The organism is Collinsella sp. SGI.180 (genome assembly GCF_050313455.1).
GTDB lineage: Bacteria > Actinomycetota > Coriobacteriia > Coriobacteriales > Coriobacteriaceae > Collinsella.
On record NZ_JBNPLL010000012.1, the window covers coordinates 12,585 to 38,877 of the forward strand.

22 protein-coding genes and 1 tRNA gene are annotated in these 26,293 nt (G+C 60.3%); 7 read left to right on the forward strand and 16 right to left on the reverse strand.

The genetic code is table 11. The annotated features are described in order from the left end of the window. Positions 1-63 precede the first annotated feature (63 nt). The 6 genes from ACQRAP_RS05890 (at position 64) to pknB (ending at position 10,248) form a co-directional block, all read left to right on the forward strand. The gene (locus ACQRAP_RS05890; RefSeq protein ID WP_427795133.1) at positions 64-1,917 is read left to right on the forward strand and encodes a serine/threonine-protein kinase; all 1,854 of its coding nucleotides are present in this window, start codon (positions 64-66) and stop codon (positions 1,915-1,917) included. Next, on the forward strand, positions 1,914-2,921 hold the full coding sequence (locus ACQRAP_RS05895) for an FhaA domain-containing protein (protein ID WP_427795134.1): 1,008 nt from the start codon (positions 1,914-1,916) through the stop codon (positions 2,919-2,921). Before ACQRAP_RS05890 ends, ACQRAP_RS05895 begins: the two co-directional genes overlap by 4 nt. A gap of 6 nt (positions 2,922-2,927) precedes the next feature. Further along, entirely contained in the window at positions 2,928-3,344 is a 417-nt protein-coding gene (locus ACQRAP_RS05900) for an FHA domain-containing protein (RefSeq protein WP_055250779.1), read from the forward strand. Continuing rightward, the gene (locus tag ACQRAP_RS05905) at positions 3,341-5,278 is read left to right on the forward strand and encodes a Stp1/IreP family PP2C-type Ser/Thr phosphatase (protein ID WP_427795135.1); all 1,938 of its coding nucleotides are present in this window, start codon (positions 3,341-3,343) and stop codon (positions 5,276-5,278) included. Before ACQRAP_RS05900 ends, ACQRAP_RS05905 begins: the two co-directional genes overlap by 4 nt. A 16-nt stretch (positions 5,279-5,294) precedes the next feature. Continuing rightward, positions 5,295-8,165, forward strand: a complete 2,871-nt coding sequence (locus ACQRAP_RS05910; RefSeq protein ID WP_427795136.1) for an FtsW/RodA/SpoVE family cell cycle protein — start codon at positions 5,295-5,297, stop codon at positions 8,163-8,165. Positions 8,166-8,298: 133 nt separating this feature from the next. Further along, entirely contained in the window at positions 8,299-10,248 is a 1,950-nt protein-coding gene (gene pknB, locus ACQRAP_RS05915; RefSeq protein ID WP_427795137.1) for a Stk1 family PASTA domain-containing Ser/Thr kinase, read from the forward strand. Between the two features lie 177 nt (positions 10,249-10,425). On the opposite strand, the gene ACQRAP_RS05920 is transcribed toward pknB, so the two are convergent. The 16 genes from ACQRAP_RS05920 to ACQRAP_RS05995 all read right to left on the reverse strand — a co-directional run bounded on the left by ACQRAP_RS05920 (position 10,426) and on the right by ACQRAP_RS05995 (position 25,393). After that, complete coding sequence (locus ACQRAP_RS05920; RefSeq protein WP_427727382.1) at positions 10,426-10,899, reverse strand: PTS sugar transporter subunit IIA; 474 nt, start codon at positions 10,897-10,899, stop codon at positions 10,426-10,428. 117 nt (positions 10,900-11,016) lie between these two features. Then, the gene (locus ACQRAP_RS05925) at positions 11,017-11,910 is read right to left on the reverse strand and encodes a class II fructose-bisphosphate aldolase (RefSeq protein ID WP_427727380.1); all 894 of its coding nucleotides are present in this window, start codon (positions 11,908-11,910) and stop codon (positions 11,017-11,019) included. 54 nt (positions 11,911-11,964) lie between these two features. After that, a complete protein-coding gene (locus ACQRAP_RS05930) occupies positions 11,965-12,624 on the reverse strand; it encodes a class II aldolase/adducin family protein (protein ID WP_427727377.1) in 660 nt (219 codons plus the stop codon). 75 nt (positions 12,625-12,699) lie between these two features. After that, positions 12,700-13,248, reverse strand: coding sequence for a hypothetical protein (locus tag ACQRAP_RS05935; RefSeq protein WP_427727375.1), 549 nt, complete (start codon positions 13,246-13,248; stop codon positions 12,700-12,702). Positions 13,249-13,346: 98 nt separating this feature from the next. Then, positions 13,347-14,750 carry a PTS galactitol transporter subunit IIC gene (locus ACQRAP_RS05940; RefSeq protein WP_427727373.1) on the reverse strand — a complete coding sequence of 468 codons (1,404 nt, stop codon included), beginning with the start codon at positions 14,748-14,750 and terminating at the stop codon, positions 13,347-13,349. A gap of 102 nt (positions 14,751-14,852) precedes the next feature. Beyond that, the gene (locus ACQRAP_RS05945) at positions 14,853-15,137 is read right to left on the reverse strand and encodes a PTS sugar transporter subunit IIB (RefSeq protein ID WP_427727371.1); all 285 of its coding nucleotides are present in this window, start codon (positions 15,135-15,137) and stop codon (positions 14,853-14,855) included. 135 nt (positions 15,138-15,272) lie between these two features. Then, positions 15,273-15,794, reverse strand: coding sequence for a YjbQ family protein (locus tag ACQRAP_RS05950; RefSeq protein ID WP_427727369.1), 522 nt, complete (start codon positions 15,792-15,794; stop codon positions 15,273-15,275). Between the two features lie 3 nt (positions 15,795-15,797). After that, positions 15,798-16,502: a triose-phosphate isomerase gene (locus ACQRAP_RS05955; protein WP_427727367.1), complete on the reverse strand. Its 705-nt coding sequence runs from the start codon at positions 16,500-16,502 to the stop codon at positions 15,798-15,800. Between the two features lie 216 nt (positions 16,503-16,718). After that, on the reverse strand, positions 16,719-17,417 hold the full coding sequence (locus tag ACQRAP_RS05960; RefSeq protein WP_427727365.1) for a GntR family transcriptional regulator: 699 nt from the start codon (positions 17,415-17,417) through the stop codon (positions 16,719-16,721). Positions 17,418-17,895: 478 nt separating this feature from the next. After that, positions 17,896-17,971: transfer RNA gene (locus ACQRAP_RS05965), tRNA-Arg, on the reverse strand. 331 nt (positions 17,972-18,302) lie between these two features. Continuing rightward, entirely contained in the window at positions 18,303-18,701 is a 399-nt protein-coding gene (locus ACQRAP_RS05970) for a DUF956 family protein (protein ID WP_427795138.1), read from the reverse strand. 120 nt (positions 18,702-18,821) lie between these two features. Next, positions 18,822-19,742 carry a PTS system mannose/fructose/sorbose family transporter subunit IID gene (locus tag ACQRAP_RS05975; protein WP_154518429.1) on the reverse strand — a complete coding sequence of 307 codons (921 nt, stop codon included), beginning with the start codon at positions 19,740-19,742 and terminating at the stop codon, positions 18,822-18,824. A gap of 16 nt (positions 19,743-19,758) precedes the next feature. After that, positions 19,759-20,577 carry a PTS mannose/fructose/sorbose transporter subunit IIC gene (locus tag ACQRAP_RS05980; RefSeq protein ID WP_055285302.1) on the reverse strand — a complete coding sequence of 273 codons (819 nt, stop codon included), beginning with the start codon at positions 20,575-20,577 and terminating at the stop codon, positions 19,759-19,761. A gap of 18 nt (positions 20,578-20,595) precedes the next feature. Next, positions 20,596-21,585 carry a PTS sugar transporter subunit IIB gene (locus ACQRAP_RS05985; RefSeq protein WP_154518426.1) on the reverse strand — a complete coding sequence of 330 codons (990 nt, stop codon included), beginning with the start codon at positions 21,583-21,585 and terminating at the stop codon, positions 20,596-20,598. Between the two features lie 403 nt (positions 21,586-21,988). Beyond that, positions 21,989-22,417, reverse strand: a complete 429-nt coding sequence (locus ACQRAP_RS05990) for a hydrogenase maturation nickel metallochaperone HypA (protein WP_427719316.1) — start codon at positions 22,415-22,417, stop codon at positions 21,989-21,991. A 198-nt stretch (positions 22,418-22,615) separates the two neighbouring features. After that, a complete protein-coding gene (locus ACQRAP_RS05995) occupies positions 22,616-25,393 on the reverse strand; it encodes an FAD-dependent oxidoreductase (RefSeq protein ID WP_427795139.1) in 2,778 nt (925 codons plus the stop codon). 189 nt (positions 25,394-25,582) lie between these two features. Between ACQRAP_RS05995 and ACQRAP_RS06000 the strand changes: the two genes are divergently transcribed. Next, a complete protein-coding gene (locus tag ACQRAP_RS06000) occupies positions 25,583-26,245 on the forward strand; it encodes a TetR/AcrR family transcriptional regulator (protein WP_427795140.1) in 663 nt (220 codons plus the stop codon). Positions 26,246-26,293 lie beyond the last annotated feature (48 nt).

A 26,293-nucleotide genomic window follows, 5' to 3' on the forward strand; every position in this document is an offset into this window, starting at 1 on the left:
CGCGAATGGCTCGGCCCCGCGCCCGCCGCTCGCAAACGAACTTTAAACGCACGAGGGTTGGCCATGCCGCTTTTCTCGCAACATACCGCCCGGTTCTCGCCGGACGTCCCTTTGGAGGGCACCAGCTCTCGCGAGCTGCTCAAGCGGTACCAGCCGCTCGAGACGCTTGCGACCGGCGGTTTTGGCTCCATCGAGATTTGCCTCGACACGCACCTGCGTCGTCGCGTGGCCATTAAGCGCATCCCTCTTATCAACGGCTCCGGCATGCCCGCCAGCGACATCATGGATGTACTGCGCGAGGCACATACCGCCGCCATGCTTCAACATCCCAATATCGTGCAGGTTATCGACTTTACGCATGACACCGCCTATGCCTACCTGGTCATGGAGTATGTCGACGGCATGTCGCTGGCCGAGTTTTTGCATCGCGTGGACGGCCACTCGCTCACCTTTGACGAGGCAGCGACCATTGCCGACGCGTTGGGTCAGGCGCTCACCTTTGCCCATGCAAACGGCGTGCTTCATCTGGACATAAAGCCCGCCAATGTGCTCATTGACCACTCGGGCAATGTAAAGCTCACCGACTTTGGCATGGCGCGGCTGTCATCTGCCGGCGGCTTTGGCGGATCGCGCGGCGGCACCATCGGCTACATGCCGCCCGAACAGCTCGATATCGAGACCGGCACGGTCGACGAGCGCGCCGATGTCTTTGCCCTTGCCTGCGTAATCTACGAGGGCCTGTGCGGCAGAGCCCCCTTTATGGCGGCAACGCCTGCCGACTCGCTCGACCGCATCATCGGCGGCGCCACCTACCCCAGCGAGCTGATCCCGCACTTTCCCCCGGGAGCCGAGGCAGCGCTCATGAGCGCCCTCTCCCCTATGCCGCAAGACCGCCCCGATAGCATCGAGGTATTCTGCGACCAACTCCTTGCCGGCTTGGGGAGCGTGCGCGAAGGCCGTCGCAGCTTGGAGCAGATGGTAAGCGAGCTTTCGGACGACGAGCACGCGGCAGACGATATGGAGTCGCTGCCTTACGAGGATAACGCCATCGAAGTCGACCCCGCGCTCGGTTGGGCGGGCACGCGCTGGAGCTGCGCGCGCGATTACACCATGCGCGGTATCTCGGCGCTAACGTGTGCAACCTTCAGCTTTTTGCTTATGCAGACAGCGGGCGTCGCGGCGCTTCCCGGGCTGGTCGCCGCGGCCATCGCTATTGGCGCGGCGGCAGGCTTGGCACCGCAGATCGGCTCGGCTATCTCGGCCGTGGGCTTTTTGGTGCTCATGGCCAACGCCACCATGCAGGCGCAGGGCATCCTGTCGATGCTGCCGGTCGCGGTCATTTTTGCCGCCGCCATGTCCGGATGGTGGATTGCCTGGGGACGCACCGAAGCGGCCGCGAGCGCGGCACTCACCTGCGCGCTTGCGCTAGGTTGTCTAACCGGCGACGCCATCCTTGCCGCCGGGGCCGCCGCGGGCTTCGCGGCGTTTTGGCTCGGCCCGGCAAGCGCCGCTGCCGCCACGGGTATAGGCGCGCTTTTTGCCCGCCTGGCCGCAGCTGCCCTCCCTACGGGAGGCGTGCTGGGGCTTGGCAATGTCGCCGCAGCGCTGGGCGACGCGTTCCTCTGGGCCGCCTTCGCACTGATCGCAGCAGCAGCCGCGGCAACGTCGCTGCTGCTCAATGCCCATGCCAAGCGCGCCGAGCAGGGGTCAAACCTCGCCGCCATCGTCGCAATTGCCGTCGCCGGTATCGGCTCGGCCGTATCGTTTTGTCTTGCACACCATATGGAAATTGCCAGCCTTGCGGGCACGGTCGTCGCCAAGGCGGCGGTTGCGGGAATCCTATCCTCTATAATCGTTGGGATATGCCTGTATTTGCTCGGATACCAAAGAACCTATACGGAGAGTGATCTTTCGTGAACTTCCTGAACATCTTCGAGGACCACGTGGCCGGCATCTTCGGTGCCACCCGTGCCCCGTTCTCCTTTAAGAAGCTTGCCAAGCAGGCTGCTCGCGACATGGAGGATCAAACTCTGGTGATCAACGGCGTCAACACCGCGCCGGCGCTCTATACCATCCTGATCGCCACCGATGACGATCCCATGCTTGCCCCGTTCTATCCCGAGCTTTCGCGCGAGGTGCGCGAGTTTGTGAAGGCGCAGGCCGAAAAACGCCGCTACGTCTTTGTCGGCGAGCCCCTTGTTCGCTTTATGATCGACCCTCAGCTGCGCGCCGGCAAGTTCTCGGTCTTTGCCGAGAACGTCGACGCTCCCACGCTCGGCCGTCTGTACGAGGAAGAGCGCGCCTATCAAAATGGCCTGGGACAGAACAGCTCGGCCACAAGCCGTGCCGCAAGCGCCCCCCGCGCCGGTCAGCAGCAGTTTGCATCGCCGCAGCTACACCCGGCCGCCATGCCCCAGCAGCAGCCGACACCCCGCGCTGCCACTCCCGACCCGCTCGCTGTGGCCGACCCCTTTGCACCCAATGTCCCCGATCCCGCAGCCCCCATCCCTGTGCCGCAAACCGTCTCGCGCGACGCACTTGCCGGTATGGGCGGAGCGGCTGCCACTGGCGCCGCCGTGGGCCTTGGCGCTGCGACCAGCATCGCCTCCAACATGGCAAGCCCCCGCGCCCCGCAGCGTCCGCTCGCCCAACTCGTCGACGTCGTGAGCGGCGAGAGCCACAACATCACCTCCGCGCAGGTGACCATCGGTCGTGAGCGCTCGGTATCCGACATCGCCCTGCGCGACCCCAACGTGTCGCGCCGTCATGCCCAGCTCACCTTTACCGGCTCTGACTGGTCGATCGAGGACCTCAACTCCACCAACGGCACGCTCGTCAACAACCGCCGCATCACGCGCTGCCCGCTGCGCAACGGCGATCTGCTAACGTTTGGCCTGAGCACCTTTGAATTTAGGGGTTAATCGCTTATGAACATCGATATCGTCCTTTTTGCAGGCCGCATCGTACTGGTCGTCTTGCTTTATATCTTCTTGTTCGCCGTCATGAAGACCGGCGTGGGGCTCGTGCGCGGCCAGCGCCGCGACTCTGCCATCTGGACGATCGATGTGGACAAGGGCCCGCGCGGCATTCGCGGTATTCACGTGGATATGCTTGGCCCCGTCATCGTCGGTCGTTCGCCGTCATCTGACATCTGCATCAACGAGCCGTTTGTCTCTGCCTCGCATGCGCGTTTTTCGCTGCAGGGCCCGGCACTTATTATCGAGGACCTCAACTCGCTCAACGGCACCCTTGTTAACGGCCGCCAGCTGGTGGAGCCCGCAACGCTGCGCGAGGGCGACGAAGTCCAGATTGGCGACGTGGTCATGAAGGTGAACCGTCGATGATCGACGAGGAGAACAAGTCCGCAACCATGTCCGAGGCGCTGGCTGCCCCCGCGGCCGTGCCGGCTCATGCCGCCCCGGCGGGCCCTGCGCCCGTGGAGCCCGAGGACACCGTGTTCTCCCTGCCTCTTTCGCATGTAACGCAAGACCATCCGATGCCCACCGATGGCCAGGATGAAGATAATTCCACCGATGCCCCCATCGGCGCGCACGCCGTTGCCGATCAACCTTCGGCACCGGAAACTACACCTGCGCCGGCCCACTTTGCCGAGTCTGTCGCCGCGGCAATCGATGAGAGCGCCGCGGTGTTTTTGGCCCCCGAGCCCACGGCACCGGTGTTTCCCGTAGTTCCAGCACCCACCGCAGCGCCCGAGCCCGCATCTACACCGGCACCCGCGGCGGCATCCTCCCCCGCGGCCACATCGGCGCCCGAGGCCGTGCAGCCTACGGCCGAAGAGATACCCGTCGCAGCGACGGAGGACGCCTCTCAGCCCCACAGCACGCCCGCGCCCGCGCACTTCGCGGCACCCGAGCCCGCAGCCGTCGCCCCGCAAGACGAAGAGCCTGCCGACCACACAACCGAAGTGCCCGCCACGTCTAAAGTCGACGACCCGAGCAACGAGGCCAACGCCGTCTCGCCCGGCGACACGGCCGAGATTGATGTCGCCGCCGTGGAGGCCAAGCTTAAGGACCCTGGTTCGACCATGAGTTTTGAGCCGCTGACCGACGAGCGCATCGAGACCGATTCGACCTACGATGCCGGCACCACCACGCAACTCATGTGGGGCGCCCGCTCCGATGTTGGCTGCGTGCGTCCGCACAACGAGGACTCCTACCTGGTACAGTCGCCGCTCTTTTGCGTGTGCGACGGCATGGGTGGTCACGCCGCCGGCGAGGTAGCCTCCTCCATCGCGGTCGAGACCATCGCCAAGACGGCGCCACAGGCTGCCGACGCCGCGCGCCTAGCCGCAGCCGTCGAAGCTGCCAACGCCGCCGTCATCGAGGCCGCACTCAACGGCCTGGGCAAGCCCGGTATGGGCTGCACGGCGACCTGCGCCTATATCGAAAACGACATGCTCGCCATCGCCCACGTGGGCGACTCGCGCGCCTACCTGCTCCACGAGGGCACGCTCATCCGCGTGACCCGCGACCACTCCTATGTGGAGGAGCTCGTGGACGCTGGCGAAATTACGGCCGACGAGGCGCGCGTCCATCCCAACCGCTCGGTTATCACACGTGCGCTGGGTTCGGACCCCGCCATGTATGCCGACCACTTTACCCTGCACATCGAAGAGGGCGACCGCCTGATCCTGTGCTCGGACGGCCTTTCGAGCATGATTCCCGATAGCGAAATCGAAAACATCGCCACGCAATCGTCTACGGCGCAGATTTGCGTCGACAACCTGGTGGACGCCGCGCTCGCTGCCGGCGGCCACGACAACGTGACGGTAGTCGTTGTGGACCTGGTCGACGACGGCGTCATGCGCGAGGCGAAGCGTGTTCGCCGCCGCAACGTCACCATTGCCGCCATCCTGGGCATCGCTTTTGTGCTGGCGGCAGCCATCTGGGCCTACGCGGGCGTCACCGGCTCGTATTACCTGGGCACCTACAAGGACACCGTCGCGGTCTACCGGGGCATTCCCGGCAAGCCGCTCGGCCTTAAGCTGCACTGGCTCGAGAGCACGACCGCCATCAAGCTATCCGACCTACCCGAAGACACGCAGAATCGTCTGAAAGCAGGCATTCCGCAAACGAGTGTCGACGACGCGCAGGACACTATCTCCAAGTACCGTCATCAGATCGATGAGGAACAGACCCGCCAGGTGATCGACGCGCAAACGATTCGCGACAACACCGACCAGGAATCGACTTCCAAATCGAATTCCGAAAAAACCGCCGAACAGTCCGCCGAGGCCGAAGCCTCCGATAAGAATTAGAAAGGGAGTGCCGCTTATGAGTCGCCGCAACACCGAAATGCTCTTGCTCATCGCCTCGGCGTTCCCCGTCATCCTGCTGTATGCGATGTACGTGCTCACCGCAGGCGCTTCCATCTCGTTTGAAACGCTCGCCGTGCCGATCGGTCTCTTTGCCGCCTTCGCCGCGGCGCATATCGCCGTGCGCATCCTGGCGCCCGGTGCCGATCCGGCCATCCTGCCCATCGTCTTTGTGCTTTCGGGCATCGGCATCACGTTCGTAACGCGTCTGGCACCCGCCCTCGCCATCTCGCAGCTCGTCATTCTGTTTGTCTCGGTGGCACTGATGGTGGGCACGCTCGCGATGATCAAGAATCTCGATGTGGTCATGCGCTACAAGTACACCTTTGGCATCATCGGCATCATCTTGCTGATGCTGCCCATCTTTATCGGCACCACCATCTCGGGCTCCAAGCTGTGGATTCGCATCGCCGGCTTCACCATCCAGCCCGGCGAGTTCGCCAAGATTTTTATCGTATTGTTCTTGGCCGGATACCTAGCCGAGAACCGCGAGCTACTCTCCATCTCCAATCGCAAGATCTTGGGCCTCAAGGTCCCGCGCCTGCGCCTGCTGCTACCGCTGTTCGCTGTGTGGGGTGTATGCCTTCTGGTCGTTGTCTTCGAGCGCGACTTGGGCTCCGCCGTGCTGTTCTACACCATCTTCTTGCTGATGCTCTACGTCGCCACGGGACGTTTCTCGTATGTCGTCATCGGCCTTGCGCTTTTGGCAGTGGGTGCCGTGGGCGCCTACAAGTTCCTGCCGCATGTCCAGGTACGTTTCCAGATCTGGGCCGACCCCTTTAAGGATGCCCAGGGCCAGGGCTACCAGATTGTGCAATCCCTTTTCTCGTTGGCTGACGGCGGTCTTATCGGCGTTGGCATCGGTAATGGCATGGCCAATAACATCCCCGTCGTCGAGTCCGACTTCATTTTCTCGGCCATCGGCGAGGAAATGGGCCTTTTGGGCGGCGGCGCCGTACTCGTCCTGTTTATGCTCTTTGCCGTGCGAGGCCTGACCACGGCCGCCCGCGCTAAGTCCGACCTTGCCGCATTTAGCGCCACGGGCCTCACGGCCGCCATTAGCTTCCAGGCCTTCTTGATCGTTGGCGGCGTTACCCGCCTGATTCCGCTGACCGGCGTCACCCTGCCCTTTATGAGCCAGGGCGGCTCCTCGCTGCTGGCGAGCTTTATCATTGTCGCGCTTTTGCTGCGCGCCGGCGATGAGGCCACCGGTCGCGAAGCCGAGCTCACCGGTACCGGCACCATGGCCGCTATCTCTGACGACCAGGTCGCTTCTGCCGCGGCGCATGCCGGCACGCGCTTCGCTTCTTCGTCTTCCTACGGCCGTGGCAGCCACTCCACCGGCTCGCGCATGCGTCGTCGCCTGCTCGATACGCCCGAATCTGGCGTGCTCGGCCGCGTGGCGCTCGCTAACCGCCTAACCCGCGCGGTGTTTGCCTTTACGGCCCTGTTCGCCATCCTCATCGGCAACCTCACCTATGTCCAGGTCATCAAGGCCAAGGATTACCAGGATATGCCGACCAACAATCACACCATCGCCCGTTCCAAGTACATCCAGCGCGGCTCCATCATCACGTCCGACGGCGTGACGCTGGCCGAATCGCTGCAACAGGAGGACGGCACCTACGTACGCTCCTACCCTAACGGCAACCTGGCCGCCCATGTGGTTGGCTATGTGAGCCAGCAGTACGGCACCGCCGGCATCGAGAGCGTGATGAACGACACGCTCACCGGTTCCAAGGATTACTCCAGCTGGAACAACGCCATCGCGTCGCTCGCGGGCCAAAACCAGCCGGGCAACACCGCCAAACTCACCATCGACTCCCGCATCCAGACGGCCGCCGAACAGGCTCTCAAGGGCTTTAAGGGCGCCGTCGTGGTCATGGACCCGCGCACTGGCGCGGTGCTCGCATGCGCCAGCTCGCCCACCTACGACAACACCAACATCGACGCCCTGCTGCAATCGGGCGGCGGTGAGGACGGTTCTATGTACGACCGCGCCATGGACGCCCTCTATACTCCGGGCTCCACGTTTAAGGTCGTCACGCTTTCGGCGGCACTCGAGACCGGCACCGCAAGCCTTTCGAGCACTTATCAGGCGCCCGGTTCCATGGATATCGGCAATGCACCGGTCACCAACTCCGCCAATGAGAGCTACGGCACGATTAGCCTGCAGCAGGCCTTTGCCGTGTCGTCCAACGTCGTCTTTGGTCAGGTGGCAAACGAGGTCGGCGCCAGCTCACTCGTACAGTTCGCCAACGCCTTTGGCTATGGCCAAAAGCTCGGTCAGGACCTAACCGCCGCGGCGTCCATCATGGCCGACCCCTCGCTCATGACCGAGTGGGAAATCGCCTGGGCCGGCGCCGGCCAGCCCGTCGGCATGGACCACACGCCGGGTCCGCAGACCACCGTCATGCAGAACGCCGTTATCGCGGCGGCCATCGCCAACAGCGGCGTCGTCATGGACCCGTTCTTCGTTGCCCAGGTGCTCGCCCCAGACGGAACCGTGGTCAAGACCACGCAGTCCCGCTCACTGGGCCAGGCCGTCAGCGCCACCACGGCCGAACAGGTCAAACAGGCCATGCTCGACGTCGTTCAATCCGGCACCGGCACCGATGCCCAGATTCCGGGCGTCAAGGTTGCCGGCAAGACCGGCTCTGCCGAGACCGTCGGTACCAAAGTCAACTCGATGTTCGTCGGTTTTGCGCCTTACGATTCACCCACGGTCGCCATCTCGGTAGCCTTGGAGGATTACGACAAGCACGATGTCGAGGCGGCAAAGATCGCCGGCATCGTCCTGACCGCGGCGCTTGCCGCCCAGGGAGCGTGATGCCCGTGATTGATGCGCAAGCATGGGGCGTGCCGCGGCCGATAACGCTAGCGGCAATGCGCCACACGGCCCCAGCGGCCTCAAATTTGGTACTACACACATCGTTGAGCGAATAGTCATGTTAGGAGCAGGAATGGAACAGAGGGTCCTCGGGGGAAGATACCTCCTCAAGGATAAGGTAGGGACAGGCGGCATGGCGACCGTCTACCGTGCACAGGACCAGGTCCTCGACCGCACGGTAGCTATCAAAATCATGCTGCCGCAATATGCCGGCGACGCCACCTTTGCCGCACGCTTTAAGCAGGAGGCCCAGGCAGCCGCCGGCCTCTCCTCCCCCTATATCGTCGGCGTCTACGATTGGGGCAAGGACGGCGACACCTATTACATCGTCATGGAATACCTGCGCGGCACCGACCTTAAGAGCGGCATCAAGAGCCACGGCGCCCTTGACCCCAAAAAGGTCGCTCAGATCGGCTCGCAGATCAGCTCCGCACTTTCGGTCGCCCACAAGCACGAGATCATCCACCGCGATATTAAGCCGCAGAACATCATGGTGCTGCCCGACGGCAACATCAAGGTCATGGACTTTGGCATCGCGCGCGCCAAGAACAGCCACCTTACGCAGGACAACAACGTTTTGGGCACCGCCCACTACGTAAGTCCCGAGCAGACCCGCGGGCAGGATCTAGGCCCCACCTCGGACATTTACTCGCTGGGCGTCGTGATGTACGAGTGCGCCACCGGCCGCGTGCCTTTCGACGGCGACGATGCCATCTCGGTCGCACTCAAGCAGGTCAACGAGCTGCCCGTGCCGCCGAGCCAGATCAACTCCGGTGTCGATGCCGATCTTGAGCGCATTATCCTCAAGTGCATGGAAAAAGATCCGGCTAACCGTTTCCAGACGGCCGACGAGCTGCGTCAGGTGCTCAACAGCTACCTGTCTGGTCGCGCCGTCAACGTTCCGGAGCCTACGCGCGTTATCGGCGCCGTTGGCGACCTGGGTGCCACCAAGACCCGAGAGCTATCCGACCAGACGCGCGCCATGGTACGCCCCGTCTCGGGCGTGAGCGGACAAAATAACGCTCGCAGCTCCGTCTCGGGTTCAACCGGCTCTTACGCCACCGAGCAGCCCAAATCCAACAAGAACAAGATCATCGCCGCCGTAGTTGCTGCGGTAGCCGTAATCGGCGTCATCGTGGCCTTTGCCACCGGACTCTTTGGCGGCGAGCAGGTCCCGGTTCCCGATGTGTTGGGTAAGGACCAGGAGACCGCCGTCGAACTGATTAAGGATGCCGGCCTTGACGTCGGAACCATTGACCAGAGCTACAACGACGACGTCGACGAGGGAAAGGTTGTCGAGCAGACTCCTAACGGTCACACCAAGAAGCCCAAGGGCACCAAGGTGAATCTGGTAATCTCCAAGGGTCCCAAGCCCTCCGAGAAGGTTGATGTCCCGCAGCTCGTTGGTCTGACCAAGGACCAGGCAGAGGCAGCGCTGGCAAGCGTCGGCCTTAAGGGCAATGCCACCGAGGAAGCCAACGAGGCCGAAAAGGGCGAAGTCTTTGAACAGGGCACCGATGCGGGCAAGGAAGTCGAGAAGGGCACGACCATCTCGTACAAAGTCTCGAGTGGACCCGACACCACCTCCGTCCCCGATCTGACCGACATGACCGAGGCTCAGGCACGCAACGCCCTCGATATGGCCGGCTTCGGCGTCGATGTGACCTACCAGGAGAACGATTCCGTCACCGAGGGCACCGTCATTAGCTGGAACCCCAGCGGTAAGCAAAAGCCCGGCGCCACGATTACCGTCGTCATCGCCAAGAAGTCCGGCAAGGCAAACGTTCCGGGCAACCTGTACGGCAAGAGTATCTCCTCCGCCGTCACCGCGCTCAACAACGCCGGATTCTACAACATCGCATTCTGCGATCAGAACGGCAACCCCGTGAGTGGTAACGAAAACGCCACCGTGACGGGCGTCTCCCCCACTGGCAAGCAGTCCACCGACAGCACGATCACGCTGACGGTTTCGATTTCTGGCTCTGGCACCGATTCAGGCGACGATTCCGGCACGACCAACTAGTCATCGAGACATTGCCCACAGCGGCTGATGCCGCAAACATATTCGCTCACAGGCGCCCGCTTGCTCCCCCAGCAAGCGGGCGCTTTCTTTATCGACAGACCAAGGCTCCATAGCAACGCAAAGAGGCCCGCCGAAGCGAGCCTCCCAGGTGACAACAGATATGTGATACAGTAATTGCTAGCCGCAGAACTTCACCATGGTCTCGACCATGGACTCAGGAGTATCCTGAGCCAGGATCTCGGCACAGGAGTTATCATCCATAAAGATGCCCATCAGCGCCTGGAGAATAAACACCTGGCCCTCGGCGTGGGCAAGCAGGCCCAGGTTCACAATAAACTCGGCGGGGACGGGATCGCCCATACCGCCCATAGCCTCAAACTCAATGGGAGTCTTGGGCTTGATGATGGCAATGTAGGGCTTTACGAGATGCTCGGGGTCGACGTGCGGAATCGCGACGTTGATGGCCTGGCAGCCAAGACCGGTGGGGTAATTGGTCTCGCGCTCCATAATGGCATCGAACCACGAGTCCTTAACGTAACCACGAGAGCTGAGCTCCTCGCCAAGCTTTTTAAAGAAGTCCACACGATCAGTGGCCTCAAAATCAAAGAAAACGAGCTCCGGCTTAAAAAGACTGGTGTCAACAGCAGACATGGCGTTCCTTTCAGATACATCGCACCCTTTGAAAACAACGAGGGCACATATAGCTCAATGAAGAATTAAAACAGATCGCGGAGACGGACCTTCCGCCCCCGCGATCCCAGGGGGCTACTAGGCGAGCGGCTCGGCGCCGTTGGCAAAGACGCGAATGACCTGCGTGAAATCCTCGAGCAGGCGCTCGTAGGCAGCAGTGGTCATATCATGCCAGTACACTACGGCATTGCTGTCGTTGGCGCGACGCGACTGGACAAGGTCGCAGACTGTCTCGCCGGCATACTTTACGCCGTAGGTGTAGTAGTTGATCTTACGGATGCCGGCGTCGATGGCCTTGTGGTAATCCTCATCGGATACGCCGGAGCCGCCATGCATGACCAGCGGAATCTCGACGCGATTGCGAATCTGGTCGAGCACCTCAAAGGAAAGCTGGGGCTCGCCGCGATACAGGCCGTGCACGGTTCCGAAGGAGCAGGCAAGGATATCGAGGCCGGTGGAGGCGACAAAATCGAGCGCCTGGTCGGGATCGGTGTAGGTTGCACCGGAACCGCCCTCGGGAGCAGCGGAGCCGTCCTCGAGAATATCGCCCTCACGAGCTCCCAGGCTGCCCAGCTCGCACTCAAGGCCGCAATCGAAGCTTGCGCACATGGCGGCGGCGCGGCTGGAGTTAGCGATATTCTGCTCGTAAGGAAGCGCAGATCCATCGAACATCGCGCCGTTGAAGCCCATCTCGAGCGCGCGACGCATGTAGGACAGGTTCTCGCAATGATCGAGATGTACGCACACCTGCGCGGTAGAACGCTCGGCAAGCGCGACCATTGCAGGGCCCATGACATCGAGCGGCGTAATGTCGTCGTGGCACTCGGCGTGCTGGATGATCACGGGATACCCCGTTGCCTCGGCGGCGTCGATCGCAGCACGGACGGCCTCGAGGCTCGGCGTGTTAAACGCCGCGATAGCCATGTTGTTCTGCTCGGCGATACCACAGATATCACGAAGATTGACAAGCATGGTAGTTCCTTCCTATCGAGTTAGTAATTTGAGATGGAGTTGCCAAATGAAGCTTTACGCGTCTTGGTCGATGGGCTTTTGCCCGTAACGGTGGAATACCGCAACGGCCTCATCTATCTGCTCTTGAGTCATGGTCGCCATAGGCATCCCCGTCGACAGAGCCACGGAAACAGTTTTTGCCGCCTCCTCGAGATAGACGCAAGAGAAGAGTGCCTGACGAAGATCGCGACCCACCGCAATGACGCCGTGATGCTTCAAAACGACCGCAAGTCGATCGCCAATCGCCTTAACGGCCTCAACGCCCATAGACAGACTGCCCGGATCACCGTATTCCGCCACGGCAACCGGTCCTTCAGTCGCATTTGCCATCGTGGACAAATTGCAGGGAAGCTCGTCCATGACAAGTCCCAGACCAGTCGCATATGGCTGATGCGTATGGATTACGGCGTTAACTTGCGGCATGTTCTTATAGATGTACAGCAGCGCCTCGGTATCCACAGACGCTTTGCGCTCTCCCTCGATGATATTTCCATCGAGATCAACAACAAGAATGTCCTCGGGGACCATGTCGTCGTAAATCATGCCCGAAGGCGTGACAAGAACCTCACCAGAGTCCATTCGCCAACTCACGTTACCGCCCGACAACGCAATAAGGCCGTAGCGATCGAGTTTGAGAGCAGCGTTCAGAACTTCCTGCTTCTGTGTATCAAACATTTCTTTACCTCGCGGTTCTCGAATCCTTCGGCCCCGCCAAATCGAAAAGGCAAAATCGCTGCATTGATTTCTTTATTAGTGCTTTTTGCCCTTACGGTCATGACGGCGGCTTTTTGGTTTTTCATCATCGGAAGCTTTCTCTGCTTCCAGGTACTCGGAGTTGACCCTGCGGGCGCGCGCCTTAAGCGTATCCGGATGAATCTTGTACTCCAGGTCACAAATCCTCTGGAACAGCTCACGACCGTCAGTCATGACACGCGTTTGGAGCCAATAACGACCCCTCAAAAGCCCACTGTTGTTAACTCTGATATAAATCTTTCCAGCGGAGGGGAACTCTCTAACGCGGAAGGACGTCACGTCATTCCACAGATATCGGTCGGTCCTACCCCACGCAGAAAAAGCGATCGCCTCATCGTCAATCTCAACCGTCTGCGGGTTGGCAATTGCCACGAACGTGTTCCATACCTGATAAGCGGCCGGAACCATCAAGACGATCATGATGCCGGGGACAATACCCTTATAGGCGAGATAGGGACACACGAGGAGGGCCGCCAGGCACACTATCCCCGTTAGAGTAACCTCGATAAAGAAATAGCGTTTGAGATAGCTGTAGGTCGTCTTCATAGTGCCCCGTTTCAAAAAGACCTGGCGCACACACACCGTACACGCCAGGTCCTATCCGATTAAATCAGCCCTGCATTAAACTAGCTTAGTAGGATAACTTACGCCTCGACCTCATGCATGGCCTTGGCCTCCTTGAGGATGCGAGCGCGGTTCCAGACAGCCATACCGATAGCGACCACGGCGACGATAGCGGCACCGATGTAGCCGAGCCAGCCATTCAGGCGAGTGATGACCCAAGTGAGCGGGTTAGCGCCGTCGCAAATGGAGGAAATCATGGTGTCAGCAGCACCGGTAGCACCGGCGATGTCAAATCCAACGTTGTTGGCAGCCGTGGTGATGAGCGGAGCAAGGTCAGTAGCGATGTACAGGCCAACGGCGAGGACAATGATACCGATCAGGATGCCACGGAAGCCGTTGTTCTCAACGATCGGGGTGATGAGAACGAACATCCAAGGCACAACTGCAAGGTCAGCAAAGGGCAGAACCTTGTTACCCGGCAGCACGACGGCCAGAACGATCATCAGGGGAACCAGAATATAAGCGATGGTGAGGGTGGTCGGATGACCGACGCCCACGGCAGAATCGAGACCGATGTAAATCTTGCCACGGTTCTTAAAACGCTTCTGAACGAACTCGGAAGCGGAATCGCTGATGGGGATCAGGCCCTCCATGAGCAGGGCTGCCATCTTCGGGATGAGAACCAGAACAGCGCCGAGGGAAACGCCGGTGGTGAGCACGCTGGCCAGAGAGGTCTGGATGTCTGCGCCGTTCCAGTATGCAAGAGAGCCGATAACGAGACCGATAACGGAACCGATAATCATGGGCTCACCGAAGATGCCGAACTTCTGCTGAAGATCGTCAACGTTGATGTCGATGTCCCTGAGGCCAGGGATGTGATCGATAATCCAGTTAAAGAGCATGGCGATCGGTGCATAGGCGGTAGTGAAGCCATGCGGCAGGGAGACACCGGGCATACCCAGAGACTTCTCGACCTGCGGAGCAGTGTAGTCGCCCAGAACCATGATGATAATCATGTTCAGGACAGCAGCGATAACACCCATGGCGATGTTGTCCGTAACAATCGCGACGAGGGCGCCCGTAAAGGCGAAGTGCCAATAATCCCAGATGTCAACGTCGACGGTCTGAGTGGTGTTCGTCAAGAGCATGACGATGTTAACGATGAGACCGAGCGGAATGATGATGGTACCGACGACCGAGCCCATCGCGATGGCGGCGGCAGCGGGCCAACCGACATCGATAACGGACAGACTGAAACCAAAGCGCTCGATCATTTCCTGAACGGCAGGAGCGAGCGTCGTGCCAAGCAGGCTATTGATGACGAGGTTGAGGCCAATAAAGCCAATACCGACCGTCAGGCCGGCGCGCAAGCTCTTACCAAAGCCCGCACCGAGCACGCAGCCGAGAATCGTAATGACGATGGGCATAACCACAGATACGCCCAGCGAGTTAATGAACGAGAAAAAGCCAAGAATTGCGTCCATCGCGTTCTATCCCCTTTCAAAATAGACAAAGTTATCCTGGGGACGTATGTCCCTTCCAATACAACGCTAGTTTTTAGCCGGGTGATCCCTTTTCGGCAGGGACTACTCAGCCATCAGGGCCAGGATCTGCTCCTCAGCAGCGGCAGTGCCAACACCGGTAAGATAGGGAATGCCGTTGACGTAGGGGCACTGAAGACCAGCAGGGGCCATGGTCGTGGCGATCAGGAAGTCAAAGTTGGGGGACTTTGAAGGGGCCTCGGAAACCTTGCACTGGGTGATCTCGAACTGTCCGGCATAGCCCTTGGAGATGAGCATCTCCTCGACCTTCTTGTGAACGGCAGTAGAAGTGCAGATACCAGAACCACAGGCCAACAGAATCTTCTTCATATCTTTCTCCTTTCGGAATTAACGTATTACTAAAAGTAACCCACTAGAACCAGAACTGCCCGTCAATTTATATATGGCGGTTCGCTGGCTCCGGCTCCACGGCTACCAGTTTATCCGTCACCGGATGGTGGAAGGCTAATCGCCCATCACCACGACCTTCACCTTGCGCGTGCGCTCGCGGGTGCGGTCGTAATCAACGAGGTAGATGCTCGCCAGACCGTTCATCTCGAGTTTGCCCTCGGCAACCTCGAACGTCTGGTTGCTGCCGACCAGCGTGGAACGCAGGTGCGCGTCGCCGTTCCACAGCATGGTGCGGTCACCGCCCGGCAGCCAAGCCTCCAGGTTGGGCCAGGACTCTACCTCCTCAAAGTGGCGCAGGCCGGGATAGCGGTAGGTATTCCAGTCGTGCTGCTCCGGGAAAATACGCTCGAGGCCGGCATTCAGGTCGGCCTGGAGATACGTGTCGCCCGCGGGCGTGTAGTCGTGATCGAACTCCTCGGAGAAGACCGCGCAGGTGGTGTGGCAGGAAATCACCGTGACGGTGCCCTCCTTGATGCCGGAGTTCTCGACGGCAGCGGCAACGCCGTCGGTAATATCGACATACGTCGGCTTGCCAGCGAGCGTGTCCGTCTTTAGGGTCTCTTTGTAGACAGCCATGTTTTACGCCTCCTTGCAAAAATCGGTACGAGCACGATCGAGTGCCTCGAACATCTCGTCAAGCGTTGCAAACGGATCCTCGGCGGCAACGATGCCAGAGGTGCCACCCGTTGCGTCGGCGCCGTACTTGATGGCGTCGTAAACGTTCTGGCCAGTGGAAATACCAGCTGCCTGAAGTACCTTGGTCTGAGGGGAAACCGCCTTGACGGCCTCGGTCGACTCGCGCATGTAGTCCTCACCTGCGACCTGACCGGTGCCGATAAGGCTCGTCAGCTCGCACACCATGACATCGGGGTGCAGGCCGGCGATCCACTCGCCCTCCTCCACGGAGTCGGCGCACACGACGGTAAGGATGCCCACCTCGTTGGCACGCGCAATGGTGGAAGCGAGCTCGTGAACGGTACAGGGGTTCTCTGCATGGTTGAGGAACGTCGCCTTGACGCCTGCGGCAGCAAGGGCCTCGGGAAGCACATGGCCCATGCCGCGACCGGGCTTGAGGCTCTCCATGTGCTGCGCACACGGAATCAGGTGCGGGCAGGTCTCGATGATGTGCGGAAGGTCGATCAGCTGCGCGGTGAACAGCACGTCAAAGTCGTACTTGGCCGCCAGCTCATCGGTCTTTTTTGCGAGCGCATAGATATCCTCGCCGTACAGGTACGACTTAGGATTCACCACAAAAAACGGCGTCCTGAGCTGAGTTTTCTCCATAGCATCAAGCCTCTCTACTCTCTGTCCTCGCAGCCCCGTAGCGATGGACAACTAATAGACTAGTTGTACACTTCACTGTGTACATCTAGTTGTATACCAGAATGAACAGCTTTATGTACCTGATATGGAGTTGCGCTCTTTGAACGGTCGATTATTTCCCACGAACGGCGGAGTCAGTAAATACAGGCAGCACGGGAGCATCTTGCCTTAGACCGGCTAGTCGGCCTGTTCGGCCGTTCCTACGATATGCTGCCCCGGCTTAAACCACGTATAGGTCCATTCGATGCAGACCCCATCTTCCAGGCAGATGTTTTGTTCTAGCAACAGCAGCGCGGCCGACTCGCTGCAGCCAAGTAGCTCGCCGTATTCGATGCCGGCAGTCCGCGCGCTGTAACGCATATGCGAGATTTTGATTTTGCGCCCTGAACACTGCTGAACGGCGTTGAAGAGCGATTCCTGGGTGTAGTCGATATCCAACAGTCCCGGGCACTCCGGTAGATTCAGCCAGCTCTCTTGGCACATGATGGGCTCGCCGTCCACCGTGCGCACGCGGCGCATAAACATGGACTCAACGCCGGGCTCGATACCCAGCTCCGCCGCCACTTCGGCACTTGCCGGGGTCACGCGCTGCTCGAGAACATGCGTCTCGAACTCCTTGCCCTGCTCGCGTAGCGAATCGGCAAACGAGAGCGGGCGAACACCGGCCGGATGCGAAATGCCTGGTTCGGCAACATACGTTCCGCTGCCACGCACCTGGACCAGCAGACCTTCCTCGACAAGCGATTTCAGCGCCTTGCGCACCGTACCGCGCGCAACCCCAAACACGCTCATAAGCTCGTGTTCCGAAGGAATCTTGCTTCCGGCGGTCCACTGCTTGGTAAATATCCGCTCTCGCATAATCTCGGCAAGCTGCAAATAGATAGGATCTTTCGACTTGAGTATGGCAAGGTCAATCGAATTTCTCGGCGCTCCGTGCTGCGCATGAACCAGCGCAGGACCGCTTGCAACGGTTTCATGAACGTCAAAATTTGCAGCCAGTTTGATCGCCTCCCAGTTGTCTACTTCTTGTACAACATAACGCATGGCGTTGCATAACGTGCCGAGAAATCGAAGAACGGACGAAACCGTTCGCCCACCGTTATTTTAGCGGGCAAAGAGTGGGTAAGAATGGCTTGTTAGATGGTGACGCGGGTGTCGACGGCCCGAATCCGGCCCTTAGACCAGAAGAGCCCGGTACCGTGGTGGTACCGGGCTCGATATTGCTCTGGTGCCCCCGGGCGGATTCGAAAACTCCCCCCGCGGGGAAATCGGTGACGCGGGTGTCGACGGCCCGAATCCGGCCTTTAAACCAGAAGAGCCCGGTACCGCAGCGGTACCGGGCTCGATATTGCTCTGGTGCCCCCGGGCGGATTCGAACCGTCGACACCCGCTTTAGGAGAGCGGTGCTCTATCCCCTGAGCTACGGAGGCATGTTGTACTAGTGTAGCAGATTTGCGCCACTGCCATGCAGCGCATAGCCACTCTTCGAAGTTACGGTGGAACAGCCTTCCGGAAAGCGTGTCCCACTATCCAGACGAATTCTGGGACGGGCTTTCCGGATGGGGCCTCTCTAGGAAACTACGACCCGAAATTTGAGCTCGAAACGGGATATGGTTTCCCAAATGAGCCTGTTCCGGAAACTGCATCCCAGAATAGGCGCTCAAACTGGGATGATATTTCCCCAGCGAATCCCGCGAAGAGCTACAGGTAGTCATTGGGGACGTTCTTAAATGACTAGTCGTATAAGAACGTCGCAGGCGACTAGCTGCCTTTGTGGAAAAGGCCTTTGATAACGGAGGGGATGCTCTTGGCGCCCTTGGCCGTCACATCGATAAAGTCGGGCGAACGCACGAGCTTATCCTCGTCGACGTACTTGCGAACTGCACGAAGCGTCTCTTTGTCGTCGCGCGTCGAAAACGTAAAGTGGCCGTTATCCTTGGTAAAGATAGCAAAACGCGTGATCTTCTTAGTGCCGCGCAAAACCTCGGCGGCAATATAGTCGACCTCGTCCCACGGAATTTGAATAAAATCCTCGGGATTGCGCTCGTTGTAATACTCGAACGCCTTATTGCCCACCATCACGTTACCGTGGCTGGTAAGGCCCATCAGGCAGGTTGCCGGTGTTGCCAGATCGACCGTGCTGTTCTGAGATTGCGCCATGCGCGCCTCGCCCTCCAAATAAAACAATCGGACCGCATCCAGTGTACCCACCGGGTGCGGTCCGTTTCAATGGCTCAAAAGCCCTTGCCTAGCAACTCTCGGTCTTAAGCCGAAGCGCGATTACATGAAGCCGCAAACGCGACCGATGATACCGACGGCGAAGAGAGCCAGGATGATGACGATCGGGCTGACCTTCTTCTTGAGCAGCTTGCAGACGAACAGCGTCAGGCACACGGCAGCAAGGCCGGGGATGAGCTGATCGAGGTTAGCCTGAAGCGTGGTGACCTTCACCTGATCAAGGGCGGTAGCACCGACGGAGTTGTACATCGTCAGCGCTTCCTTGATGCCCTCGGCACCGGAAGGCAGGTTAGCCCAGTCAATGAAGGCGCCGGCAGACTGCGTGACCTTGGAGACGACCGGGGTGAAGGAGATGGACACCCAGCGCTCGACCAGGGCGCCGATGATGAACATACCCAGGATGGAAGCACCCTCGGTGACCTTGCCCATCAGACCGCCGGAGAGGTCCTTGGCGATGGAGGAGCCGACCTTATAGCCAAACTCCTGCGTGTACCACAGGAAGGCGTAACGGATGATGTTCCACGCGAAGAAGAACAGCAGCGGACCGGCGATGCTGCCGGACAGGGCCAGGGAAGCGCCCAGAGCGCCCAGGATCGGGCGAAGGGTGAACCAGAAGGCGGGGTCGCCGACGCCGGCGAGCGGGCCCATCATACCGACCTTGACGCCCTGAATGGCGACGTCATCGATCGGTGCACCGTTGGCGCGCTCCTCCTCAAGAGCGAGGGTAACACCAATGACGGGGGCGGAAACATAGGGATGGGTGTTATAGAACTCCAGGTGGCGCTTAAGCGCGGAAATCTGGTCGTCCTTGCTGGTGTAGAGCTTCTTGATCGCAGGGATCATTGCGAAGCACCAGCCGCCATTCTGCATACGCTCGTAGTTCCACGAGCCCTGAAGGAACTGATGACGGAAGCAAACCTTCTTGCGGTCAGCCTTGGTGAGCTGAATCTTGTTCTCTGCCATATGTATCACTCCCCTCCTACTCGTAATCGTTCAGAATGTCGCCGAGCGGATCACCGGAGCCACCGCCCATGCCGCCACCCTGCTTGGCCAGATCCTTGAGGCCAAGGTAGATGAGGGCAAGGGAGATGCCGATGAGGCCAAGAGCGATCAGCGTGAGCTGAGGGATGGCAGCAAGGACAAAGCCGAGGATGAAGAACGGCCAGGTCTCCTTGGTGGCCATCATGTTGATGACCATGGCGTAACCGACGGAAGCGACCATGCCGCCGCCGACAGCCATGCCGCCGGACAGCCAGTCGGGCATAGCGTTAAGCGCGTTGGTAACCGCCTCGGCCGGGATGATGCACAGAAGTACTGCCGGGATGGCGATACGAAGGCCCTGCATGAGGATGGCGGCGTACTGCCAGCGCTCGATGCCGGAGAAGTCGCCCTTCTCGGCGCAACCGTCCATGGCGTGAGCGATAGCGGTAGCCAGGGTACGGCAGATCATGGTCAGGAACAGACCAGCGACCGACAGCGGGACTGCGACGGCGATGGCGGCGGTAACGGCCTTGGCCGAATCGGTGGCGCCACCGTTGAGGGCGAGCACCATGATAATCGAAGAAGCGACCGAGGCCAGAGCGGCGTCAGGCGCGACGGCAGCGCCGACGTTAGCCCAGCCAAGGGCCATCATCTGGAGCGAACCGCCCAGGAGGATGCCCTCCTGAAGGTGACCGGTTACGAGACCGATAAGCGTGCATGCCACGAGCGGCTGATGGAACTGGAACTCATCCAGAATGCCTTCCATACCGGCAAGCAACGCGACAATCGCAACAAGCAGAATAGTGATTGCAGACATGTATCGGACCCTCCTTTACTATGCTTGAGCGGCCAGTTCGGCCTTAGCTTTCTTCAACATGGCGTCGAGATCCTCGGAGGAATCCGAAGGAACCTTGCGGACCTCGAACTTGACGCCCTTGGCCTTGAGGGCCTCGAGAGTCTTAACGTCGTCATCGCCCATAGCGACGGCGTTGGTGACGACGACCTTGCCCTTGGAGTGAGCCATGGAACCGATGTTGACTTCCTTGATGTCGACGCCGGCCTCGATAGCCTTGAGCAGATCCTGCGGGTTCTCAAAGAGCAGCATGGCCTTGGTGTCACCAAAGCGCGTGTCCTTGACAACCTCGGCCATCTTCTTGATGGGCACGACGTTGGCATGGACTCCCGGAGGGGCAGCCTGCTCGATCATGGTCTTGCGGAGCTCGTCGTGAGCAACGCCGTCGGAAACCACGATGATGCGGTTGGGGTTGATCTGCTTGGTCCACGTGGTGGCCACCTGACCATGCAGCAGACGGGTGTCGATACGGACGTGGGCGATCTTGATGTGCCCATCGCCGATGACCGTTCCCGGAGGGATGGCGCCTGCAGGAGCAGCGGCGGCCGTGGCCGGCTTCTTCTCCTCGGGCTCCAGAGACTCGGGCTTGACGCGCACGCCAGCCTTAGCCTCAGTCACGAGATGTTTTGCGATCGCATGTGCAGTGTTCTTTGCGTCAAAGCGCTGCGAATATGCCTCGATGAGCATAGGCAGGTTGACACCGGTGACGATAGCCCAGGAATCGTGGCCCTCGATGAGACCGCTGATCTGGTTGAACGGCGTGCCGCCCCACAGATCAACGAGGAAGAGCACCTGCTCCTGGTCCTCGAAGGAAGCGATTGCTTCCTCGACCTTGGCACGGAAGTCGTCGGGGCCCATGCTCGGCTCGAGCGAGACCACGGCCACAGACGGCTGATCGCCAAAGACCATCGAGCCCGTCTGCTTGATTCCGGCTGCCAAGTCCCCGTGGCTAGCAAGAACAATACTTACCATCACATAACCTCCTCTTTGTCTACGTATTTCCTACACGACATGAAAGGAGTATACCTGTTCGTCCTGTAAAATTATAGAAAAAAATGCGAATGATTGGATAATTTGTTTAAACGTCTAGGTTTGTTACAAGTTGATTACGTTACTGCTTTTTGACGGATTACACGCCAAGGCGTCACTTATCAAGCCATTCATTTTACAGATACAAGCAGGATGGTCATTAATATCGATTTTAGGCAAGCGCGAATGCGCTTGTACTGCAGTTATTTTGTTTAAACAGACATAACTTGACTATTAGCGTGACTTATGCACTAACGTAAGTAGTCATTGGGGACGTTCTTACAAGTAGTCATTGGGGACGTTCTTAAACGACTAGTCAAACAAGAACGTCCCCAACGACTAGGGGCTAGACGATGTGGAGGGGGTTGGCAGCGTCGACGGCATCGGGGGCGTCGGAGAGGCCGTCGGGAGCAGCATCTGGCGGGTCCTCGTCGGGGGTCTCAATCTGCTTGATCATGACCTCCTGGCCCTGCAGCAGGTATGTCTCGCCGCTACCGCAATGGGGGCAGATCTTGCCGTGCTCGACCGTCGCATAGTCGCGGCCGCACGCCTCGCAATGCGTCACGGCCTCGACAGGCTCCACGATAAGCTCCGCGCCCTCGGTGATAGGCTTTTTATCTGCCGCCCAGCGCCAAGCGTCGAGCAGCAAGTCGGGAACGACGCCCGAGACCTCGCCCAGCAGCAGCGTGACGCTCGAAACGCGACTCACGCCATTGGCGCGCGCCACGTTCTCGACATCGCGAATAATGTGATAGACGATTCCCAATTCATGCAAGGTAGAAACCTTTCAGCAACGGTTGATGCGATGTCAGCCAAACGTCAGCGAGCGGCGATCCAGGTGCCCCAGGTTGCCCCGAAACAAGGCGTCCGCTGGGCTTTTTGCCCGCGGCGCCGCAGTTGAGGGGCAAGATGGGGTATCTGGGCGCCGCGCAGCGTCGGCAGTGCCGCCGTTCGTTAGAACGGCGGCACCTCATTACTTCTTCCCGAATTTGATCTTGATGGCACGCTTGAGCGCGTACTTGCCCAAGCTGGGGAGCTTTTGCTCGTATTTGACCATCGTGGAGCACTCGGGGCGGTCGCGATTCAGATGGATGGCGTCGAACGCGCACTTGGTGGTGCACAGACCGCAGCCGATGCACTTGTTGGGGTCGACGATCGAGGCACCGCAACCCAGACAACGGGCGGTCTCGGCGCGCACCTGCTCCTCGGTAAAGGTCTCGACGTACTCGCTAAACGGCGCGGCCTTCTCGCGCTCGCGGTCGACATGTGCCACCTCGCGGCTCGCGTTGTCATAGCTCTCGATCACGACATCGTCGCGGTCGAGCGCGATGTAGCGGCGCTGGTTACGGCCGATGGTGAGCGTGGAGCCCGGTTGCACAAAGCGGTGGATGGACACGGCGGCCTCGTGACCGGCAGCGATGGCGTTGATGGCAAAGCTCGGACCGGTGTAGACGTCGCCGCCCACAAAGATGTCGGGCTCAGCGGTCTGGTAGGTCTGAGGATCGGCAAGGGCACCCTGGCCGCGGCCAAGCTCCACCTTGGAGCCAGCCAGCAGGTCGCCCCACACGATGGACTGACCGATCGACATGACCACGCGGTCGGCGTCGACACGACGCAGGTCGTTCTCGTCGTACTCGGGCGCAAAACGGCCCTCGTCGTCAAAGACACGCGTGCAGCGCTTGAAGGTGATACCGCACACACGACCGGCCTCGTCCAGATGGACCTCCTTGGGGCCCCAGCCGCAGCTGATGTGGGCGCCGTCCTCAACGGCCTCGCGACGCTCCTCCTCGCTGGCGGGCATCTGGGCCTCGCTCTCCAGGCAGAACATCTCAACGTGCTCGGAACCCAGACGGCAGGCGTTGCGCGCGACGTCTATAGCCACGTTGCCGCCGCCCACCACGATGGTGCGGCCGGACAGCGCGTCGATCTTGCCACTGTTGACCTTGCGCAAAAAGTCGACGGCCACGGTCACGTCCTCGGCATCCTCGCCCGGAATACCGGCGAGGCGGCCGCCCTGGCAGCCAATGGCAACATAAAAGGCCTTAAAGCCCTGCTCGCGCAGCTCGTCGAGCGTCACATCGCGACCGACCTCCACGCCATAGCGGAACTCGGCGCCCATCAGGCGAATGACCTCGACCTCGGCCTCGATAACATCCTTCTGCAGCTTAAAGCTGGGAATGCCATAGGTGAGCATGCCGCCCGGGCGCTCATTCTTCTCGAACACGACGGGCTTGTAGCCCTTCTCGGCCAGGTAGAAAGCGCAGGACAGGCCGGCCGGACCGGCACCGATGATGGCGATCTTCTGGTCGAAGCCGCCGGCGCGCGTCGGGGTCACCACAGGTGGGACATAGCGGGTCGCGGCATCCAGATCGCGCTGGGCGATAAACTTCTTGACCTCGTCGATGGCCACGGCCTCGTCCACGCGACCGCGGGTGCAGGCATCCTCGCAGCGGCGATTGCACACACGGCCGCAGATAGCGGGCAGCGGGTTCTCGCGCTTGATGAGCGCTAGCGCCTCGTCATAGCGGCCCTGCGCCGCGAGCTTCAGATAACCCTGAACGGCAATGTGCGCGGGGCAGGCCGTCTTGCAGGGCGCGGTGCCGGAATCGTGTGTCTCGATGCGGTTGTCGTTGCGGTAGTTGGGCGACCACTTGGTGTGGTCCCACTTGGTGGCATCAGGCAGCTCCTGGCGCGGATACTCGGGCACCTGTCCGCCGGCCTTTTTGCTGCAGAGCTTCTGGCCGAGCTTGACGGCACCAGCCGGGCACACCTCAACGCAGCGACCGCAGGCTACGCACTTGTCCTTCTCGACCTTGGCGACATAGGCCGAGCGCGACAGGTTGGGCGTGTTGAACAGCTGCGAGGTGCGCAGGGCGTAGCACACGTTGACGTTGCAGTTGCAGATGGCGAAGATCTTGTTCTCGCCGTCGATATTGGTGATCTGGTGCACAAAGCCGTTGTCCTCGGCCTGGCGCAAGATGTCATAGACCTCCTCACGCGTCACATAATGGCCGCGGTCGGTCTCAACCACATAGTCGGCCATATCGCCCACGGCAATGCACCAGTCGGCGGGGTCGTCGGCACAGCCCTCGCCCATCACACGACGGCTCGCGCGGCAGCTGCAGGTGCTGGCGGCATATTTGCCCTCGTATTTGTCGAGCCAATGCTCGATATGCTCGATCGGCACCGAGGTGCTCGAAGCATCGATAGCCTTCTCGACCGGAATGACGTGCATGCCGATGCCGGCGCCTCCGGGCGGCACCATCGGCGTGGCTTTGGACAGCGGCCCCTTGGACGCCTGCTCAAAGAACTTGGCATAGACCGGATGCTCCTCGAGCTGGTTCACGCGCATGTTGAGGAACTCGGCGGAACCCGGTACCAGCATGGGCAGCACCCACTGCTTGGCGCGCTCGGGATTTTCCCAGTTGTACTCGAGCAGACCCGTGTAGCTCATGTCGTCGAGCATCTTCTCGATCTGGGCCTCGGGCATGCCGGTGAGCTTGACCATCTCGGGCAGCGTATAGGGACGGCGCATCTTCATCTTGCAGAGCACTTCGGCCTGCTCGTCGGTTGCGGCCTCGGCAAACGACCAGTACTCGTAGCCCAGCAGCTCGTCGCGATGCAGCAGACGGTTGGTGCAATGCTCGCACAGCTTGACAATGGCCTCGCGCGGATGCTCCGGCAGCGGCGGCACGAACTCCGAACCGATGTCGGGCTCGGTGTAGCTAATTCCCGGTCCGTTGAGAATCATGGTTGTCCCTTCTCTTGCCGCAGCCCGACGAGGCCGCAGCGCCCCTCTTTTTTGCAGGCCGGGCATGCCCCCATGCCGTTCACCCGCCATTGTTGACATTATGTCAAAAATAGTATTGACGAACCGTCAACACTATTCAAGACTATTAGGCGAACGGTCGGGCCCAAACGGATGAAAGGCGGCAAGCGCATGAGCGATAACGCAGCGAACACCCCTGTGGCCGACGCCGTCCCCACGCCCGACAGCGCGGCAAAGCGCCTGACAGGTGACGAGCGCCGTCGCGAGATTCTCGCCGCCGTGCGCGCCGTGAGCTCCGAGCTGGGCGTGTCCCATCTATCCGTCTCGGCCGTGACCAAGCGAGCCGGCTGCACGCGCTCGCTGTTCTACCACTACTTCGTCGACATGGACGCCGCCGTCACCGCCGTCATGGACGAGGCAATCGACGGTTTTATCTCCGAGCTCGAGCAGTGGAATGCCAGCCGCATCGTCGGTGATATCGAGGGCGCGCTCGACACCGTCGCCCCGCTCTTTAAGCGCCTGGTTGTGAGCGGCCACGAGCTGCCGAGCACGCTCACCTCGAGCAGCGGCGCGCTCTACGGCGGCTTTCTGCACAACGTGGTCCAGCGCGTGGCGCAATACATCTGCGACACCACCGTGGTGGACTTTGTCGCCCATCATGACCTGCGCATCGACCATGTCTACGAGACGTTTTACACCCTCATCATGGGGCTGTTGATGTACATCCGCACGCACCCCGATGTGCCCGACGAGACGGTTAAGGAGATTATCGCCTCGATACTCCACATCGAGGGCTACACCGCCAAGTATTCCGAGCGCAAGCCCAGGAACTGATGACATTTGGCCAAACTGCCCGCGACGGAAGAGGGGCCGCGGGCGTAT

Coding starts and splice junctions, on each gene's coding strand:
- ACQRAP_RS05975 (WP_154518429.1), bottom strand. CDS start 19,742: ATGGCAGAGAACAAGATTCAGCTCACCAAGGCTGACCGCAAGAAGGTT.
- ACQRAP_RS05910 (WP_427795136.1), top strand. CDS start 5,295: ATGAGTCGCCGCAACACCGAAATGCTCTTGCTCATCGCCTCGGCGTTC.
- ACQRAP_RS05925 (WP_427727380.1), bottom strand. CDS start 11,910: ATGCTTGTCAATCTTCGTGATATCTGTGGTATCGCCGAGCAGAACAAC.
- ACQRAP_RS05890 (WP_427795133.1), top strand. CDS start 64: ATGCCGCTTTTCTCGCAACATACCGCCCGGTTCTCGCCGGACGTCCCT.
- ACQRAP_RS05970 (WP_427795138.1), bottom strand. CDS start 18,701: ATGGCGCAATCTCAGAACAGCACGGTCGATCTGGCAACACCGGCAACC.
- ACQRAP_RS05920 (WP_427727382.1), bottom strand. CDS start 10,899: ATGTCTGCTGTTGACACCAGTCTTTTTAAGCCGGAGCTCGTTTTCTTT.
- ACQRAP_RS05940 (WP_427727373.1), bottom strand. CDS start 14,750: ATGGACGCAATTCTTGGCTTTTTCTCGTTCATTAACTCGCTGGGCGTA.
- ACQRAP_RS05985 (WP_154518426.1), bottom strand. CDS start 21,585: ATGGTAAGTATTGTTCTTGCTAGCCACGGGGACTTGGCAGCCGGAATC.
- ACQRAP_RS05905 (WP_427795135.1), top strand. CDS start 3,341: ATGATCGACGAGGAGAACAAGTCCGCAACCATGTCCGAGGCGCTGGCT.
- ACQRAP_RS05945 (WP_427727371.1), bottom strand. CDS start 15,137: ATGAAGAAGATTCTGTTGGCCTGTGGTTCTGGTATCTGCACTTCTACT.
- ACQRAP_RS05980 (WP_055285302.1), bottom strand. CDS start 20,577: ATGTCTGCAATCACTATTCTGCTTGTTGCGATTGTCGCGTTGCTTGCC.
- ACQRAP_RS05955 (WP_427727367.1), bottom strand. CDS start 16,502: ATGGAGAAAACTCAGCTCAGGACGCCGTTTTTTGTGGTGAATCCTAAG.
- ACQRAP_RS05900 (WP_055250779.1), top strand. CDS start 2,928: ATGAACATCGATATCGTCCTTTTTGCAGGCCGCATCGTACTGGTCGTC.
- ACQRAP_RS06000 (WP_427795140.1), top strand. CDS start 25,583: ATGAGCGATAACGCAGCGAACACCCCTGTGGCCGACGCCGTCCCCACG.
- pknB (WP_427795137.1), top strand. CDS start 8,299: ATGGAACAGAGGGTCCTCGGGGGAAGATACCTCCTCAAGGATAAGGTA.
- ACQRAP_RS05935 (WP_427727375.1), bottom strand. CDS start 13,248: ATGAAGACGACCTACAGCTATCTCAAACGCTATTTCTTTATCGAGGTT.
- ACQRAP_RS05930 (WP_427727377.1), bottom strand. CDS start 12,624: ATGTTTGATACACAGAAGCAGGAAGTTCTGAACGCTGCTCTCAAACTC.
- ACQRAP_RS05950 (WP_427727369.1), bottom strand. CDS start 15,794: ATGGCTGTCTACAAAGAGACCCTAAAGACGGACACGCTCGCTGGCAAG.
- ACQRAP_RS05995 (WP_427795139.1), bottom strand. CDS start 25,393: ATGATTCTCAACGGACCGGGAATTAGCTACACCGAGCCCGACATCGGT.